We start from the raw sequence: 18,192 nt of genomic DNA, 5'->3' as shown, positions 1-18,192 counted from the left end.
CATATCAATTGCTGACGCTCAACCCTTTAAGGCACTTTTGATCCGTTCCATCCGTCTGATCCGTTTCACGCGCTGTTAGATTCTCCTCATGCCCGACGCTTATCTCATAGACGGCATCCGTACCCCAATAGGAAGCTTCGGCGGGTCCCTCGCATCCGTCCGCGCCGACGATCTGGCCGCTCACGTGATCAGGAAGCTCGTCGAGCGCAATCCGAAAATCGCCGCGGACAGCGTTACCGACGTGATCTTCGGCTGCGCCAACCAGGCCGGCGAGGACAATCGCAACGTCGCGCGGATGGCGCTGCTCCTTGCCGGTCTGCCGACTTCTGTTCCGGGCGAAACGGTCAATCGCCTCTGCGCGTCGGGGATGAGTGCCGTGGTGAACGCCGCGCGCGCGGCCCGCCTGGGCGATGGCGATGTTTACATCGCGGGTGGCGTCGAGCACATGACCCGCGCCCCGTTCGTCATGGCAAAGGCGAGCCAGCCGTTCTCCCGCAATTTCGAGATGTTCGACACCAGCATAGGATGGCGGTTCGTGAATCCGAAGATGCGCGACACCTATGGGATCGACTCGATGGGTCAGACCGCCGAGAATGTTGCCGAGCAGCTCAGGGTGACACGTGTTGACCAGGATACGTTTGCATGCAGGTCGCAGGAGAAAGCGGCCGACGCACGGAACACCGGCCGATTCGACCGGGAGATCGCGCCGGTGACGATACCGCCCGCCGGCAAGGCGAAGGAATCCCACGAGTTCGCGATGGACGAGTTCCCGCGTCCCGATACGACAATGGAGAAGCTGGCAAAGCTGAAGCCCGCGTTCCGCACTGATGGAAAGGGCTCGGTAACCGCCGGGAACTCTTCAGGGATCAACGACGGCGCGTGCGCGATCTACGTTGCATCCGAGGCCGCGGTCGAGCGACTTGGGCTCGAGCCAAAAGCGCGGGTCGTCGCGTCGGCTGTTGCGGGTGTGGAGCCGAGGATAATGGGGATGGGGCCGGTTCCGGCCTCGCGCATGGCACTCGAAAAAGCAGGACTGACACTCGACGACATGTCGGTCATCGAGCTCAATGAAGCGTTTGCCGCGCAATCGCTCGCGTGTCTTCGCGAGCTCAACCTCGACGATGACGACCCGCGCGTGAATCCGAACGGTGGTGCAATCGCGCTCGGCCATCCGCTCGGCATGTCGGGAGCGCGCCTTCTGCTGACTGCGATGCACGAGCTGGCGGAAAAAGACGGGAAGTACGCGCTTTGCACGATGTGCATCGGGGTTGGCCAGGGCATGGCCACGATCATCGAGCGCGTGTGAGCCCGGCCAATATTTTTTCGTTCGACGGATTCATTCCGGTCGTCCACGAGTCGTCGACCGCAGGGGGCCGAACACAATGATGGCTTTCCGTCGAAATCAGAATCACCGAAAGGGAAATCGATGAAGCTCAGGAGTTACGCGCACGGCGAATGGGTCGAGGGAGCAGGCAACGGAGCTCCTCTAGTTCACGCCGTCACGGGCGAGACAATCGCCGAAGCCACGAGCGAAGGACTCGACTTCAGGGGAATGCTCGAGTACGCGCGAGGCGTCGGCAGTCCGAAGATGCGGGCGATGACGTTCCACGAGCGCGCGCGGATGCTGAAGGAGATGGCGAAGTATCTGATGGAGCGAAAGGAAGAGTTCTACAAGCTTTCCGAAGCCACCGGTGCAACCAAGATAGACTCGTGGATCGACATCGAGGGGGGCATCGGGACTTTCTTCGCGTACTCGAGCAGGGGCCGCCGTGAATTTCCCAATGAGACGTATTACGTCGAGGGGAATGTCGAGCCGCTTTCCAAGGACAACACGTTCGTCGGCCGTCATATCTGCGTGCCGCTCGAAGGAACGGCGGTTCACATCAACGCGTTCAACTTCCCGTGCTGGGGAATGCTGGAGAAGCTCGCGCCCACCTTGCTCGCCGGAATGCCGGCCATAGTCAAGCCGGCGACGATCACGTCGTATCTCACCGAGGGAATGGTGAGAGCGATGATCGAGTCGAAGATTTTCCCCGAGGGTGCGCTTCAGCTGATCGTGGGCGGAACGGGCGATCTTCTCGAGCATCTCACGGGTCAGGACGTTGTGACGTTCACCGGCTCGGCGTCCACGGGAAGAAAGCTCAAGAGCATGCCGTCGATCGTCGACAACGCTGTTCGCTTCAACATGGAAGCCGATTCGCTGAACTTCTCTATGCTGGCACCGGAGTCCTCGCCTGGCACTGAGGAATTCGATCTTTTCGTCAAGGAAGTAGTGCGAGAGATGACAGTGAAAGCGGGACAGAAGTGCACCGCAATTCGGCGGACTCTCGTGCCGCTGGCGATGGCAGACGACGCGATAGAGGCGATCGAAAACCGTCTCGCAGGTGTGAAGGTCGGTGATCCCCGGACGGACGGAATCAGGATGGGGCCGCTCGTTGGCAAGTCGCAGGTGAAGGAAGTGCGGGAGCGAGTGGAGGAGCTGAAGCGCGGGTCCGAGCTCGTGTTCGGAAATCCGGACGACTTCGAGGTCGCCTCTGGTGACAAGTCGAAAGGCGCGTTCTTCCCGGCGACCCTGCTTTACTGTGATTCGCCGCTCGACACTCTCGAGCCGCACAACATCGAGGCGTTTGGCCCCGTGAACACGGTGATGCCGTACGAGAGTGTTGAAGAAGCAATTGAGCTGGCGAAGATGGGACGGGGAAGTCTCGTCGGCTCTCTCTTCACGTCCGACGACCGCGTAGCCCGTGACGTCGCGCTTGGAACGGCATCACATCACGGGCGGCTGATGATCATCAACCGCGAGAGCGCGAAGGCGTCGACAGGTCACGGCTCTCCCCTTCCCGGCCTTGTGCATGGCGGCCCGGGTAGAGCTGGCGGCGGCGAAGAGATGGGCGGCGTACGAGGAGCTCTTCATTACATGCAGCGCACCGCGCTGCAGGGGTCACCGACGACGCTCACGCGCGTATCGAATGAGTGGATCAAGGGTGCCGCTCAGCCCACGGACAGAATTCACCCGTTCCGCAAATACTTCGACGAGCTGGAGATTGGCGAGACGCTCGTGACGCATCGCCGAACCGTAACGGAAGCCGACATCGTGAACTTCGCGGGAATCAGCGGCGATCATTTCTACGCGCACATGGACGACATCGCGGCGAAGGAGTCGCTGTTCGAGAAGCGCGTAGCCCATGGGTACTTCGTGCTCTCGGCAGCCGCGGGATTATTCGTGGATCCCGCGCCCGGCCCGGTGCTGGCCAACTATGGGCTGGATAATCTGAGATTCGTGAAGCCCGTGTACATCGGTGACACGATCCAGGTGAAGCTCACCTGCAAGCTGAAGACTCCTAAGGACACGCAGCCCGACCAGATCCCGCAGGGCGTCGTTGCCTGGGACGTGGAGGTGACGAACCAGAACGCCGAGCCCGTAGCCGTCTACACGATCCTGACCCTCGTGAAGCGTCACGTGAAATCAAAAGACCCCGACGCAAACGACGCTCCGCCGGATGGTGTGCCTCCGAATCCGCGCGCTCCTGCTACCCGCGCGCCCGCTGCGTCTGATCAGCCCGTAACCACTTAGTTCTGGATCTGTGTGCGGGCTGGGATCGTCGTGGGTCCCGCGGCTGCGCTAACTCTGCGCACTCTACGGAGCCCGACTCTACGCTGCGGCTCCCTCCGGGAGCCGCGGCTCCGAAAGCCGTCGGTCTCCTCGGTGCTTGTGTACGCTACGCCGCAAGACCCACTGCGATCCTGCCCAGCGGATGTCGCAGCAAAATGCAGAGGTTGAAGTAGGGGCCGCTCCCGCGCGCCTGATTGCGATACGGAATGTTGAGTCTTCACGTCCGCCCAACTGACATTGGAGAGGGAGGGATGCGTGAGGTGTCCGTCGGCGTAGCGTACACAAGCACCGAGGAGACACGCGGCTCTGGAGCGGAGCTTTCTGGAAGAAAGCGGAGCGGAAGCGTGGCTCCGTAGAGTGCGCAGTTGTTAGCGAAGACCGACGGACACCTCACGCGTCCCGACCGGCGGCCGAGAGAACTGATCGAGTAACGAACGAATGCGTGGAAACATGTCCCGTATTTCTTCCATCGATACAGCGCCTACAGAAAGCCGGAACCATCCTGTATTTCCGCGGACGCCAAACGCCTGGAAAGGAACGACAGCAATGCCGGCCTGCTCGAGTAGCAGCACGCGGATATCGTCATCCGTCTCGAGTTGCTTCCCACCGAAATTGCTACCGTGCAAAGCAAAGCAAGCCGAGAAGTAGATCGCGCCCTGAGGATTGATGGACGCGACCGGATAGCCGTCCCGCTCCAGATCCTCAAAACCTTCGTGCAGGGCCGTCAGACGCTCCCTCAATCGCGCGTCCATGTCCGCCCGGAACTCGGCTATCGCCTCGGGATTGTTCAGGAATTTCGCCACGGCCATTTGCTCAGCGCGCGGAGCCCACGCACCCGCGTGTGAAAGGAGATCGCGAATCCGCGCGCCGATCGCCGGGGGCACGAGCATCCAGCCCACTCGGAGTCCAGTCCCCGCGTACGCTTTGGAAACACCGTCGGCTGAGATCACGTAACGCGCCGACTCGGGCACTGCCGCGGCGGGATAAGTGTGCTTCTGCCCCTCTGTGACCAGGGCGCCGTACATCTGATCGTGCAGCACGAAGAGCGGACGTCGTCCCGCTGCCTCGCGTGTGCGATTCTCCTCGACCACCGCCTCGAGAATTTCCGTCAGCTGCTCGGCTGTCATCACCGTGCCCGTTGGATTTCCCGGAGAGCAGAGGCACAGCATCGTGGCCTTCGAGAGATGCGGCGCAAGCTGCTGCAGCGTTGGCTGGAACCCCGTCTCCAGACACGCTTCGATTTCGATCGACTCCGCTCCCGTCAGCCACGAGTACGCGTCGTTCTGCCATGACGGAACTGAGTAGAGCACCTTGTCGCCTGGATTCAGGATCGCGCGGTACGCTCCATAGAGAACCGGCCTGCCTCCGCTGCACACGACAATCGCCTCGATGGGATATCGCACGCCGGCGGTGCGATACACATAGTCGGAGATCGCCTGCCGCAGCGGCAGCATCCCCTCGGGCGTCGGATAATTGGTCTCGCCGCGCCCCACCGCCGCCTGGATCTCCTCGGCGAGCTTTCGCGGAATCGGGAAGTAGCGGGGATCGAAATCGCCGACCGTGAGATTCACCACCTTCTCGCCGCGCGCGATCATTCCGCGAACGTGGCGCGTGACCCGCAGGATTCCCGACTCCCGAAGTCCGTGCGCGATGTCGGAGAGTGCAGCGTCGAGCGAGCCCTGGTCTCCAAAATCCAGCGTGCCCGCTTCGCGCTCAGTCATACGCGGATTCTAGCGCGATGGAGTAGGTGCGTCCAGCGCGTTATACTTTGTTTCTTCGCAATTCGTGCGCTCTCCGGCTGCATGCGACGGAGAGCCCGCTGTCGTTCCGGATCCTCATCAAATGAGATGGAAACTGCCGCTCCTGATGCTCACGGCCTGCATGCCGATGGTATCGAGACAACCTGAAACCGATCTCGACCGCGCGCGGCGCATCCTCTCGACGACGCCGCTGATCGACGGGCACAACGATCTTCCGTGGGCAATTCGCGAGAGCAGAACGGCGCCGCGCGACGTCAATGCTTACGATCTTCGCCAGCGAACCGCTGGTCACACTGATCTTGAGCGCCTTCGCCAGGGAATGGTCGGCGGACAATTCTGGTCGATCTACATCCCGGGTGAGATTGCAGACTCAGGATTCGCCCGCGTGCAGCTCGAGCAGATCGACATCGCCCGCCGGATAGTCGAGCGATATCCCGAGAGGCTCGCATGGGCACTCACCGCGCGCGATCTCAGACGCGCGCACAAGGAGGGCAAAATCGGGTCGGTCCTCGGCCTCGAGGGCGGGCACGCGATAGAGAATTCACTCGGCACATTGCGGATGTACTACGACCTTGGCGCACGATACATGACACTGACGCACAATGTGACGACGGATTGGGCCGACGCCGCGCAGGACTCCGCAAAGCACGGCGGCCTCACCGAGTTCGGCAAGGAAGTGGTGCGCGAGATGAACCGCATGGGAATGCTCGTCGACCTGTCGCACGTGGCGCCGGCAACGATGAGCGACGCCCTCGATGTAACGGCGGCTCCCATAATTTTTTCACACTCGGGCGCGCAGGGTGTCGTGAATCACAAGCGCAATGTTCCGGACGCGATTCTCAGGCGCATGCCGGGAAATGGTGGTGTCGTGATGATTCCGTTCGTGACCGCATTCGTATCGCGCGAGGTCGCCGCGTACGCGCATGAAGACGGGCTGTTCCAGGCAGAGCTGCGCAAGCAACTTGGCCGCGACACCCTGGCGATTCGTCGGGAGATCACCGCGCGCCGTGTTTTGAAGCCTCCGCCCGCAGCGGTGATCTCGAACGTTGTCGAGCAAATCGAGTATGTGAGGCGCGTGTCGGGTGTCGACCATGTCGGCATCGGGGGCGACTTCGACGGCATTACGGACGTCGTGGTGGGCCTCGAGGATGTCTCGAAGTATCCGGCGCTGTTCGCGGAGCTTGCACATCGCGGCTGGTCGGACGAAGATCTCCGAAAGCTCGCCGGCGAAAACATTCTCCGCGCGATGGAACGGGCGGAGCAGGTCTCGGCGAATCTCAGGAGCATTCGCGGACCGTCGACGCGAACAATCGCCGAGCTGGATGGACCTCCGCGTCCGGCACGAAAACGTCGCGCGGCTCGATAGAGGCTCGAATGGCTCACGCCCACAAGCAGCACTCGCCAGGATTTCTTCGGATCGTCGACGATGCGAAGTCACGCGTGCGGGAAGTCAGCGTCGAAGAAACGCGAGCAGCGCTCGAGAGTGGGCGCGCGCGGCTCATCGACGTGCGCGAAGACAACGAGTGGAACGAGGCCCACGCGAAGGGAGCCGAACATCTCGGCAAGGGTATCATCGAGCGCGACATCGAAACGTTCGCGCCGGACAAGGCCAGCGAGCTGATACTTTACTGTGGCGGCGGATACCGCGCTGCGCTCGCCGCTGATTCGCTTCAACGGATGGGCTATACGAAAGTCGCATCGATGGCCGGCGGATGGCGGGCATGGCAGGAAGCAAACGCACCAATCGAGGAATCAAAGTGAATAAAGTTGTACGAAACGTGATTGGAGTTTCAGTCGTGGCCGTTGTCGCTCTCGTGGCGGCGTGCTCCGGGGATGGCGCGGATGCGACTCCGGCGAATGCGACTCTTGGGGATGCGACTGTCGCGAATGCGACTGCATCGGAGCCAACCCCGGATGCAACTGCGCCGAGCGTGGAGACTGGCGAGAGCTCGGCCAAACCCATCGCGATCAAGGTCTACAAGACCCCGCAGTGCGGATGCTGCAAGGCCTGGGTGCAACACCTCGCCCAGAATGGATTTCAGGTGGAGTCGGTGGACATGCCCGACCTGGCGCTGGTCAAACAGAAATATGGAGTGAAGCCCGAGCACGAGGCCTGTCACACGGCTGTCGTCGACGAATACGTCGTCGAAGGACATGTCCCCGCCGACGTCATCAAAAGACTGCTCGAGGAGCGGCCCGCTGTTCTCGGAATCGCCGTCCCGGGCATGCCTGCAGGGTCTCCCGGCATGGAGGGTGCGATGAAGGAGCGGTATGACGTTCTCACCTTCGACAGAGCAGGCCGCAGCCGGGTTTACGCACAACGGTAGGCCCCGATGAAACAGGCGGCGAGTAAAGCAGTCTGGATGGCCGTCGGCGCTGGATCAGCCGTGGTGGCCGGCGCGATCGTGGAGAAGTCCCTGAACGCCGGCTGGCGGGCAGTTACATCGAAACAGCCCCCCAACCGGCCCGAGTCGCTGAAAACCAGGTGGAAAGAAGCACTCCTCTGGACTGCGGCTAGCGCTGTTCTCGTCGGTGTCGCCCAGATCTCCGCGAGACGCGGCGCCGCACTCGGCTGGCGGCAGGTTACAGGTAAGCTCCCGCCCCGGTAAGCGCTCGGCCGGACCGATTCCCCCCGTTTCCCTCTTGCGCGGGGCTGTGTGATTATTTATTCATTTAGAGTGCATAATCACTCGGCAGCTGCAGCCAGCCTCCCCTTCGCGCAACGCCCCGGCGTCGCCCGTGCGCAGCCTTTGGTGCGACCGGCAAAGCAATCGGACTCGGAGCAGATCTACGACCTCGTGAAAGGCTACGCGGCCGAAGGACTGATGCTGCCCCGAACCCTCGAGCAGATCTCCCTCAACATCGAGAACTACGTCGTTGCCGTCAAAGGCGGGCGCGTCGTCGCGTGTGCCGCGCTCGACGAGTACTCGCCGTCGCTCGCCGAGGTGTCGTCGGTGGCCGTCGCACGGGATGAGCACGGCAATGGCCTCGGCACCCAGGTTGTTCTCGGAGTCGAGCGACTGGCACGGGCGCGGGACATCGAGGAGATCTTCGCCCTCAGTCTGACGGACAACTTCTTCCTCGCGCTCGACTATGCACCGACTGCCATCTCACGGTACCCTGAGAAGCTCTCGCGGTACGAGAACCTCACGACTGCCGGAGTCGAGATAGTTCCGAAGCGCTGCTTTCAGAAGAAGCTGGGCAACGACTGGCAGCTGCCTCAGCTCCTCGATGCCGCCCCGCCCAGATCGAAGCGCGCCCTCCGCGCTAGCTAAGGGGCCCGCGCAGAGGTAATCGAGCCGCACTTTCGGGTGCGGCCTTTTTTTCGTGCATCCCAGGCTGTTGGACGATAACCCATTCTGTATGCGCGACATGAGATCATGGTTCAGCTTGTGAGAAACGATTTCTCTGGCATCTATGAAGAAGGTTCCAGACAGTCGCGATTTGTGACACGATGGGCCGGGGCGGTAATTTCGTGCGCTATGGATACCCGCCGCGCCAAGCTGGTTCTCGCATCGCTCGTCGTGACGTTCGTCGTCACTCGTGCGATGCTCACGATGTCGCCGAATTCGGACTTCGACGTCGCCGGGTACAACATCCACCATCTCTTCACCGGGCTTCTCCTGATCACCGCAGGTGGAATCCCGCTCGCGCTCTTCAGCGGGCGATCGCTGATACTGGACGCCGCGTCCATGGCATTCGGTTCCGGGCTCGCGCTCGCCCTCGACGAATGGGTATACCTGATCGCCACCGACGGCAGTAACGCGTCGTACCTCCTGCCGGTATCATTGAAGGGCGGCATCCTGATGGTCGGACTGGCCGCGCTTTACATCCTGTTGCTCTACCTGGCCTCCCGGGGACGAACCTGATTCCTCACCCCCAAGCATGACAGAATCAACCGCTGGCCCGCGCCTCGCCGTCAACGGCATTGGAGGCGTATTTCTGTTCTCGAACAAGGCGAAAGAGCTCGCCGACTGGTACACGCGGCACCTCGGGATCGAGTTCACCCAGTACGAGGGCACACAGACCTACGGCATGGAGTTCCATTACCGCTTCGACCTCGATCCGTCCATGCGCGCGAGCACAGTCTTCTCCATCAGTCAGACAGACAAGCCGCTCTCGGCCGGCCGTCATGAGTTCGAGGTCAACTACAGAGTCGACGATCTTCACGCATTCATCGCGCAGCTCGAGACCGACGGCATCGCGATGGAAAAAGTCGAGGACTTCGACTACGGCCGCTTTGCGTGGGTGAGGGATCCGGACAACAATCGCATCGAGCTCTACGAGCCACTCGCAAGGATGGGCGGATGAAATGCCCCGCCTGCGGTCGAGAACACCTTTGCCCGGCTATCACCGACACGTGATCGACAATCCGAGGATCGACATTTGACAGGCACGTTGCGCGCGCGAAGCCATGGTCAGGGCATCGCCGACGAGATCGGCCGTGCGCTGATCGGCGACGCATGGCATGGTCCGGCTCTGAACGAGATTCTCGTCGGCATAAGCGCCGAGGATGCGATTCAGCGTCCAATTCCTGCGGCGCACAACATCTGGGAGCTGGTGCTCCACATAACCTCGTGGGCCAACATCGCCAGACGGCGCATCACCGGTGGCCAGGTTGCGCCGTCCGAGGGTGAGGACTGGCCCCGACCGGGCCCAATCTCCGAGAATCGCTGGGCGGAGGCGCGGGCCGCGCTTGCAGAAAGCCACGAGCGACTGCGGGAGATCGTAGCAGGCATGAGCGATGAGGATCTCGCGAGAAACGCACCCCAGAGCGAGCGCACTATCGCCGCGATGCTTCACGGTGTCACGCAGCATGCAGCCTATCACGGCGGGCAGATTGCGATTCTCAAGAAAGCGCTGCATCCCCAGCGTCGCGGGGCAACCTGATTATGGGACATCCACTCGCTACACGGCCCGATCCAACGGAATACGCCTTGTCCGCTGCGGAGTACGTTTCGCGTGTTCCGGAAGGCAACGTCCTCGATGTGCTGGAGAGCCAGATCGAGGAAACGACTGCGCTGGTGCGCGGGCTTGCGCCCGGCATGGAAGACAAGCGGTATGCGCCGGAGAAATGGAGCATCCGCGAGATAATCGGCCATCTGTCGGACGGCGAGCGTGTGTTTTCACAGCGCGCATTTCGCTTTTCGCGCAACGATCCAACGCCGCTCCCCGGATTCGACGAGAACGAATACGTGAAAGAGGCGCCCTTTTCCCACGTTCCGATTCAGGATCTTCTGGCCGAGCTCGTGCATCTCAGACATGCGACTTTGTATCTGTATCGGAGCCTCGACGAGACGGCTTTGATGCGCCGAGGCATCGCGAACGGCGTCGAGACGAGCGTCCGGGCGCTCGCGTTCGTCATCGCGGGACACGAGCATCACCATCTCGAGGTTTTGCGAGCGAGGTATCTGTCATGAGGCCAGCCCACTCTCGCACCGTGCCAGGCCCGCGATGAATCGACGATCGTTCCTTCAGAGAGCATCCGTCACAGCAGTCGGCTTTGGGGTGCTGCGGAACGTGCAGGCGTGCGCACCGGCTCCAGTGCTTGCGCCTGTAACTCCGCTTCCGGCGACGTTCACCGCTCTGCGGGACCGATTCTTTATTTTCCATCTCCAGCGCAATCCGGTTACCTCGACGTACCTCGGCGGCGACGGCTACAGCCCCGAGCTTGCCGACTCGAACATGCGGCTTCGGGATTATCGCCCTCAGTCGCTGCAGGACGAGATCCGCTTCTATCGCGACGTCAAGGCAGTGCTCGTTCGAATGGCGCCGGCGGCAGTCGCGCCGGCTCAACCGGCCACGGTCGCGCCGTCTCAACCGGCGGCCGCTGCTCCCACCGTCCTGGCGCCGCTGACGCCTGTCGAGCAGATCGATTACCGGCTCATGAACGCGCAGGTCGACTTTCTGATTCACCAGCTGGGGGATCTCCGGTATTACCAGCGCGCGCTGGACACCTACGTCCAGGAGCCATTCCGCGGAATCGACTGGCAGATCCAACAGATGCCCGACCTCGGCAACGGTCTCCTGGGCAACGAATCGGACTGGCAAGCCGTGCTCATTCGCGCTCAGGCGATTCCCGTCTATCTCGAGGTGGCGAAAGCGAATCTTCTCGCCGGCAAGACGGCCGGCAACATCCCCGACAAGCGGATGGTGCAGCGTGACGGCATCACGGGGAGCAAAGCGAATGCGGACTATTTCCGGAACACGCTACCGAAAACCGCCCAGCCGTTTCTTGGAACCCGGCCGTTCGCTCAGCCGATGCTCGCACAGCTGACAGCGGCAGGTATCACGGCAGGAGCCGCCTGGGATGCGTTCGCTGATTTTCTCTCGCAGACGTACGATGTCAATGAAGCTGTGGATCGCTTCGCATCGGGAGAGGCTGAATACGAATGGCGCGTGCATAACGCGCTGTTCGACCCGCGCGGCGCAGCAGAGCTGTACGAGTACGGAGCTGCTCAGGTCGCGCTCTATACGGCGAAGATGGTGGAGGTGGCGAGAGAATTCTCCGCTGAAGCAAAGATGGGACTCTCCTTCAACACCGATGCAGAGAAGAACATCGGCATCCGCCGGGTGATGGATTTCCTGTCAAAGGATTCCCCGAAGGACGACAACCAGCTCTTCAAGTGGTACCGCGACGCCGGTGAGCGCGCTGTCGCGTACGGGCGTCAGTTCAATCTGTTCGACATTCCCGCAGAATATCGTCTGGAGGTGGTGCCGACGCCGCCCGTGCTTCGCAGCGCGATCGACGCCGCCTACTATCCCGCGCCGCCTTTCAAGAAGGCAGGAGCCGGCCGCTTCTATCTGACCCCTACGGGGAATGATCCCGCGGCACTCAAGCTCAACAACTTCGCGTCGGTCGCCGATACCGCGGTGCACGAGGGCTTTCCCGGTCACGACTGGCACTACAGATACATGAACCAGCACGCGGATCAGATCTCCAACATCCGCTGGCTGACTCCCGGCGCGGTGGAGGACTCTTCCGCGATGTGGACCGATTCTATGCCAACCGAGGGCTGGGGATTGTACAGCGAAGAGCTGATGGCCGAGCCCAGGCCGAATCACAAGTACGGGTTCTACTCGCCGGGCGAATATCTCTACGAGTTACAGGGGCAGCTGTTGCGCGCGGTGCGCATTCGTGTGGACGTGGGACTGCACACGCAGCGGATGACGTTCGATCAGGCGATCGACTATTTCACCGAGCACGTCTCGTTCTATCCGAACGCCAGACTGAATGCGGCCGGCGATCCGACGGCGCGGGCCATCGCCGACAGTGCTTATCGCGCGATTTATCGTTACTCGAAGTGGCCGACGCAGGCGATCACGTACAATCTCGGAAAGAACGCGATCATCGAGCTGCGCGAAGCGTGCAGAGCCGCCACCGGTGCCGGTTTCTCAGCGAAGACCTTTCACGAGCGGTTCATGGGGATGGGCCCGGTGCCGGTAGCGCATTTCAGGGACACCTTCCTGGCCGCGTGTACACCAGCGTGAAAAAGCGCGCAGCAGACAGCGAGCAGCGATCAGCGGGTCGCGTGTGGTCCTCAGTTGCCTTTTGCGTGTTGCGCGCTCGGCGAGACCGGAGGGTTGATCGTGCCTAATCCGGAACGGACGGCAATGACCTACGCCGTGCTCTTCGCCATGGGCATCGTCGGAATGCTGGTCGCGCATCTGCTGGCGTTTCTCGCTCAGCACGCCGCGAACCAGGCGAATTCAGAAGTGCTCCTTCCCTACTGGTGGGGCTATCCGCTCGTTTTTCCCGGTATCGCGTCGCTGTGGATCCATTTCAAGAGGACCTTCTGGCTCGGAACCGCGATCGTCCTCTGCCTGGCGCCCACGCTTTATTTCACCTGGTACGCGGCGAACAGCATCGAGAGCAATCTTGGCCGACACCCATTCACTATTCTCTTCGTGACGTTTGCGGCGACGGCGATAATCGCCTTCCTCGCCGCGAGGCACGAGGATCTTCCAACCGACGTTACGTGACCAGTCGTCGCGATTTTCTGCACGGAATGGCGAGCGCGGGTCTCGCCGCCACTCCGGTATTCCGCGAGACCGCGATTGGCGCGCTGTTCCGGGCAAATGCCGTCGCGGGTGATCGCACTCCGGATGAGCTGGCGGACGACGAGGCCTACTGGAGCGAGATCCAGCGCGCGTTCGACACCGATCGCACGTTGATCAACCTGAACAACGGCGGCGTGTGTCCGACGCCGAGTCACGTCCTCGAGGCGATGATCCGCGACCTTCGGTTCACGAACGAGTCGCCGGCGGAGCACATGTGGCGAGTGCTCGAGCCGCGCATAGAGAGTGTGCGCCGCGATCTCGCGAGGGAGTTCGGGTGCGATCCCGAGGAGATGGCCATCACGCGTGGCGCGTCCGAGGCGCTGGAGAATATGATCATGGGCCTCGACTTGAAGCGCGGCGACGAGGTCGTGGTGACGAACCAGAACTACGGCCGGATGCTCACCGCATGGCAGCAGCGGGAGCGTCGCGAAGGGATCGTCGTTAAGCAGGTGGCGTTCAAGGTGCCGCCTCCGTCGATGAAATACATCGCGGATCAGATCAAGGCGGCGGTGACGCCGCGGACGCGGATCATCGAGTTCCCTCACATCACGAATCTCACCGGGCAGATAATGCCCGTCCGCGAGATCGTGGACTTTGCGCGACCACGCAACATCGAGGTGTTCGTCGACGGAGCTCATGCGTTCGGACATTTCCCTTTCACGCGGGATGAGCTGGGTGTGGACTACTACGGAACGAGTCTGCACAAGTGGCTGCTAGCTCCCATCGGCACGGGATTCCTTTACGTGCGGAAGGAAAAGCAGAAGTCGTTATGGCCGCTGATGGCAGCGGCCCCAAGCCAGGACAACGACATCCGGAAATACGAGGAAATCGGGACTCATCCGGCGGCGAATCACAACGCGATCTCGGCGGCACTGGCATTTCAGCGCGGGATCGGTGGGGAGCGGAAATTCGCCCGGCTGCGCTTTTTGCGCGATCGCTGGGCGAAGCGATTGCTCGCAGAGAGTCCGAGGGTGCATGTGCTGACGCCGTTCGACGCGAAGCAGTCCGGGGCTCTCGGGCTTTTCAACGTCGACGGGCTGGAATTCGATAAGCTTGGCGCGTGGTTGATGACGAACTACCGGATCGTGAACACTCCGATTCTGCATCCGGAGTTCAACGGGATCCGGATCACGCCCAATGTCTACACGACGCTCGACGAGATTGACACCTTCGCTGATGCGGTAACGAAAGCGATCAAGAAGGGCATTAGCTGAGAGTGTAATGCGCAATGCGGCCTGCGCAAAGTTATTGAATGGGTGTGAAACGCCTCCTGTCGGGTTTCTCTCAGAGGATGGGCAGTGTTGTGAGCGCGAGCCGAGAGTCCAGCCCGCCTGTCCCGCCCGCATTAGGTGTCCCCGTTACCGACGTCGAACTGCACCTTCACGGAGGGGCCATGCGCAAACGCCAAGCTGAAATTCGGTTTCGCGCCCCGCGGAAGCATTGATCTTCGCCCAACGACCACGAAGTATTTGCAAAATCAAATGTCTGCACGACGCGCGGCCGTTAGGAGCTGACGGGGTTCTCGGGCACGGTTCGGCGGTCGTGCAGATAGCCGTCAAACGTGGAGAATCAGTCGTTCGTTGAGAAACGAAGCCGAACTGCGCGTCGGGATGCTGAGTAAAGGACAAACTCCTACTCTCTCCTCTCACACCATAGGCCATGCGGGTTCCGCATCCGACGGTTCAGAGTGTTGAGGCGATCCCGAACCCGACAGGCGCTACAAGCCTCCCGACTCCACAACAACAAAGGTCGATGAGGCGCGGCGCTCGACAGGAAGTGAGGTCACTGCACCGCTCGAATTGATGTCGAACCCAACATCAAAGACCAAACGGTATTGACCGGCGGACATTCTTGGATCAAGCCGAGGGAACGTGGTTGGACTCGTGAACGCGGAAGCTCGAACGGGTACAGTCGCCGAATCCCCGGGGGCGATTGAAGGTGCAGTCCCGGCCTCCAAACAGACGGGAACCCAAACGGTCTGCCAAGAGCCGCTGATCTCGCGCTGGGCGTAGGGCGCGCACAACGACCAATACAATAGCCGGTCCGCATCGTTGCGAATTACCGCCGTAACATGGAAAGACGCTCCTTGTGGACTTCGCGTCAGTCTTACGGTGTCTTCGACTATGCGGATGGTGAACGAATTCAACGCCGTTGTAGCGGCACACCCAACTGAACCTGATGCAACTGAGTAGAGGAGTAGAAGTCCAGCTCGACGTTTAACGGTCGACCATTCGCTTTCCAATAGACGTTTCATTTGTACTGTACTAGCTCCTTGCGACGCGAAAAGGCATCAGTCAGCGCGTCTATCGCTCACAGATTATTGCACTGTATTAGGGTTAAGCGGCCCAAGTCCAAAGCGGGCCTCGATTCTGTCCCAGCGCGCAAAGTAAAAGGCGCAGTTCACTCCGGCATTGCAAATACCATTACTGATGGTGCCGTCACCACCTACGTGTATCCCTAGCGCGTAATAGGGAGACCCGTTTCCAGCAAAGACCGCTCCGCCGCTGTCGCCTCCTCCGTGTCCAGCGTGGGCGACTCTGGCTACGTTCTGCAGAGCAAGATACAGGTGGTTAGACGGCGGCGGCGGTGCTGAGGGGAACCCGGCAGTCACAAAGATCGTCGTCAATGGCACGTCGATCTCGCCAGTCGTTGTGCCCGTGGTCTGGCCAGACTTGTGCACGCCGTGAGTGCTTGTCATCACAAACTCCGGACTCAACACGCCTTGAATCGGGTAATAGCCGTTAATGTCCTGGGTACCGGGCTGGCCGTTCTGTCCTTCATACACTGACGTTCCAATTTTTCGCTCGCCTGTGACACCACCGATAAATCGCCCGAGCGCCACATCGGCCTCCGTGCACATATCTGCACCTGTTTGTGTAGTGGAGTCGAACGGGCAGCTTGCGCCTGTATTCCAAGCAGGGTTCAACTCGATCACGCCAATGGGAGTTCCAGGCCAAGCCCGGTCGTACTGAAATACGGTGTCGCCCGTCAACCCATTTATTCCCCGGTAGTTCTGTGCTACGTGACTCGCTGTCATGAAGTAGTTTGTTCCATTCGACGTTCGAACATTGAAACCGTGACTGCCGGCTGCGCCCCAATTTGGCATCGCCGTTTGGTTTCTGACGTGTATGCCGATACCCCCGCGCGTTGGGCGGATTTTGCTCTTCCAGGTTGCCTCAAGTCTTAGTTCTCCCCACACCTCTGGAATTAGTGCTGCGAGGGGGACGCCCGCGGACGCAATTGCATCGAGACCCCGCGTCATACTGAGGCTATCACGAAAACCTACTTTCACTCTATTGCGAATCAACGACGTGCCTACCCCAACGATGCCTTTGATACCCATCGCCCGGCTCACGATCCGGTTTTCGGTGGCGATCAACTCCGACAACGCATAGGCTCCCTCGAGGATTCGTGCGCGCGCAGCTGGAGCCATCACCGAACGAACGGGCGCTTCCGGACGCGCAGCATACTTCAGGTGCAGGAGCGCTCTAACATTCGCGGGCGTGAACTCGTCCGAAGAGCGCATGTACACAACCACTTCGCCAAGACTATCAATAAAAAAACCCCCGAAGCCGGGAAGTTGAGCCTCGAGACGAAGCATTTCATCTTGCTCACCTCGCCTAACGCGGCCGGCGAGCGCGTCGCCAACCAGGCTGGGGGCGTCGCTGAAAACGTGACGAGGTTGTAGCGACTCGCCCCTCGGAGCGCTCGGCGTTGGTCCATCCGGCGAACACGACACCGCGAGAGTTAGGGCCACAAGAGCTCCGAACCCGAAGATGCGGGGTTTCGATCGGGCAAAAGAATGTCGGTCGATCATTACTGCTCCCTGGTGAAAAAATCATCCGTTTTTTTGGAACCCAGGGTGAAACTAATGAATCGTGCGACGGGACAGATGTTCGTTTATGTCAATTTCCGTTCATTCATATCGGGCAACGGCCGCGCTCGTGCACCGACCCTTGGTGCGAAATGCGGCGCCGGAATGCTTCCCTCAGCCCTTACCATCTTGACGAGCTGGGGCAGCAGCTTTGCTTCGTCCATACGGATTAACTCTGTGAGCGCAACCCCGAGGCTATTCAGTGAATAGCGTGCTAAGACACGACTATCGGGGTAGCCCAGCTTCTTTGCCGCCCAATGCGGGCTCAAGCCTGCAAGGTGCGTGTGTCCGTAAAACCGGAGGAGTCGCGCTGCTACGAGCAACCGCTTTGGGGAACACAGCTCTGCGGTTTCGAAGCACCGATACATCCGTAACGGAGTCACTTCAGCGTACAGAGCTAGATCGCTGGCAGTCTTGAATTGCTCGGGCTTCGCGAACATCCGTTGAACGCCCCGACGCAAGTCCTCCGGAAGCAACTCAATGCGTTCAGCGACGCCCTCAACAAAACGAGAGGACAGAGTGTCCTCGATCGCATTAGTCATTTCCTCACGAAAGTCTGGTCCTGTTCCTTCAAACGGGTGAAGACATACATGACTTATCGCCGCATTGTTGAGCGCGAGGATTGAGCGTGCGGTGGAGGGGCCGGCAACGGTGTAAACGAGAATCGGCAGGTCAGGAAAGTGAGTCGCCAGGCTTGTCACCTGTTGTACGTCGTCGTGGCGGCGGGCGAACGGATCGACTACTGCGATGTCGATACGGTGCCGTCGCACAATTGTTGTCAGGCCCGACCATGATTCGGCCTGGATCAGCGAGTCATCCGATCTGACTGCACGCTCAAGCTTGCCGTGCAACTGAGGTTGAACGAACGCCGCAATTCGCATATG

General features: G+C 60.8%; 17 protein-coding genes. 14 read left to right on the top strand and 3 right to left on the bottom strand.

Features of this window, described 5'->3' with window-relative positions:
• Positions 1 to 88 precede the first annotated feature (88 nt).
• Together pcaF and paaZ are read left to right on the top strand one after the other, a co-directional pair.
• Positions 89 to 1,306 (top strand): 3-oxoadipyl-CoA thiolase, encoded by a 1,218-nt coding sequence (gene pcaF / locus VES88_12900; protein HYN82395.1) that lies wholly within the window; start codon positions 89 to 91, stop codon positions 1,304 to 1,306.
• 120 nt (positions 1,307 to 1,426) lie between these two features.
• Positions 1,427 to 3,574, top strand: a complete 2,148-nt coding sequence (gene paaZ, locus VES88_12895; GenBank protein HYN82394.1) for a phenylacetic acid degradation bifunctional protein PaaZ — start codon at positions 1,427 to 1,429, stop codon at positions 3,572 to 3,574.
• Positions 3,575 to 3,981: 407 nt separating this feature from the next.
• On the opposite strand, the gene VES88_12890 is transcribed toward paaZ, so the two are convergent.
• On the bottom strand, positions 3,982 to 5,334 hold the full coding sequence (locus tag VES88_12890) for an aminotransferase class I/II-fold pyridoxal phosphate-dependent enzyme (protein HYN82393.1): 1,353 nt from the start codon (positions 5,332 to 5,334) through the stop codon (positions 3,982 to 3,984).
• 121 nt (positions 5,335 to 5,455) lie between these two features.
• On the opposite strand from VES88_12890, the gene VES88_12885 reads away from it, so the two are divergent.
• The 12 genes from VES88_12885 to VES88_12830 all read left to right on the top strand — a co-directional run bounded on the left by VES88_12885 (position 5,456) and on the right by VES88_12830 (position 14,648).
• Positions 5,456 to 6,739: a dipeptidase gene (locus tag VES88_12885; GenBank protein ID HYN82392.1), complete on the top strand. Its 1,284-nt coding sequence runs from the start codon at positions 5,456 to 5,458 to the stop codon at positions 6,737 to 6,739.
• An 8-nt stretch (positions 6,740 to 6,747) separates the two neighbouring features.
• Complete coding sequence (locus VES88_12880; protein HYN82391.1) at positions 6,748 to 7,134, top strand: rhodanese-like domain-containing protein; 387 nt, start codon at positions 6,748 to 6,750, stop codon at positions 7,132 to 7,134.
• Positions 7,131 to 7,700, top strand: coding sequence for a DUF411 domain-containing protein (locus tag VES88_12875; protein HYN82390.1), 570 nt, complete (start codon positions 7,131 to 7,133; stop codon positions 7,698 to 7,700). The genes VES88_12880 and VES88_12875 overlap by 4 nt, the downstream gene beginning before the upstream one ends.
• A 6-nt stretch (positions 7,701 to 7,706) precedes the next feature.
• Complete coding sequence (locus tag VES88_12870) at positions 7,707 to 7,982, top strand: DUF4235 domain-containing protein (GenBank protein HYN82389.1); 276 nt, start codon at positions 7,707 to 7,709, stop codon at positions 7,980 to 7,982.
• 144 nt (positions 7,983 to 8,126) lie between these two features.
• Positions 8,127 to 8,648 carry a GNAT family N-acetyltransferase gene (locus VES88_12865; protein ID HYN82388.1) on the top strand — a complete coding sequence of 174 codons (522 nt, stop codon included), beginning with the start codon at positions 8,127 to 8,129 and terminating at the stop codon, positions 8,646 to 8,648.
• A 207-nt stretch (positions 8,649 to 8,855) separates the two neighbouring features.
• Positions 8,856 to 9,242 carry a hypothetical protein gene (locus VES88_12860; GenBank protein ID HYN82387.1) on the top strand — a complete coding sequence of 129 codons (387 nt, stop codon included), beginning with the start codon at positions 8,856 to 8,858 and terminating at the stop codon, positions 9,240 to 9,242.
• Positions 9,243 to 9,258: 16 nt separating this feature from the next.
• Positions 9,259 to 9,684: a VOC family protein gene (locus VES88_12855; protein HYN82386.1), complete on the top strand. Its 426-nt coding sequence runs from the start codon at positions 9,259 to 9,261 to the stop codon at positions 9,682 to 9,684.
• Positions 9,685 to 9,759: 75 nt separating this feature from the next.
• Positions 9,760 to 10,263: a DinB family protein gene (locus tag VES88_12850; GenBank protein ID HYN82385.1), complete on the top strand. Its 504-nt coding sequence runs from the start codon at positions 9,760 to 9,762 to the stop codon at positions 10,261 to 10,263.
• 2 nt (positions 10,264 to 10,265) lie between these two features.
• The gene (locus tag VES88_12845) at positions 10,266 to 10,793 is read left to right on the top strand and encodes a DinB family protein (protein ID HYN82384.1); all 528 of its coding nucleotides are present in this window, start codon (positions 10,266 to 10,268) and stop codon (positions 10,791 to 10,793) included.
• 34 nt (positions 10,794 to 10,827) lie between these two features.
• On the top strand, positions 10,828 to 12,864 hold the full coding sequence (locus VES88_12840) for a DUF885 domain-containing protein (GenBank protein HYN82383.1): 2,037 nt from the start codon (positions 10,828 to 10,830) through the stop codon (positions 12,862 to 12,864).
• 99 nt (positions 12,865 to 12,963) lie between these two features.
• Positions 12,964 to 13,356, top strand: coding sequence for a hypothetical protein (locus VES88_12835; protein HYN82382.1), 393 nt, complete (start codon positions 12,964 to 12,966; stop codon positions 13,354 to 13,356).
• Positions 13,353 to 14,648 carry an aminotransferase class V-fold PLP-dependent enzyme gene (locus VES88_12830; protein HYN82381.1) on the top strand — a complete coding sequence of 432 codons (1,296 nt, stop codon included), beginning with the start codon at positions 13,353 to 13,355 and terminating at the stop codon, positions 14,646 to 14,648. The genes VES88_12835 and VES88_12830 overlap by 4 nt, the downstream gene beginning before the upstream one ends.
• A gap of 1,103 nt (positions 14,649 to 15,751) precedes the next feature.
• On the opposite strand, the gene VES88_12825 is transcribed toward VES88_12830, so the two are convergent.
• Positions 15,752 to 17,035 (bottom strand): hypothetical protein, encoded by a 1,284-nt coding sequence (locus tag VES88_12825; GenBank protein HYN82380.1) that lies wholly within the window; start codon positions 17,033 to 17,035, stop codon positions 15,752 to 15,754.
• 299 nt (positions 17,036 to 17,334) lie between these two features.
• Entirely contained in the window at positions 17,335 to 18,189 is an 855-nt protein-coding gene (locus tag VES88_12820; protein ID HYN82379.1) for a hypothetical protein, read from the bottom strand.
• Positions 18,190 to 18,192 lie beyond the last annotated feature (3 nt).

Source organism: Gemmatimonadaceae bacterium, from assembly GCA_035633115.1.
Lineage (GTDB): Bacteria > Gemmatimonadota > Gemmatimonadetes > Gemmatimonadales > Gemmatimonadaceae > UBA4720.
This window is presented reverse-complemented; position numbering and strand designations above follow the sequence as displayed.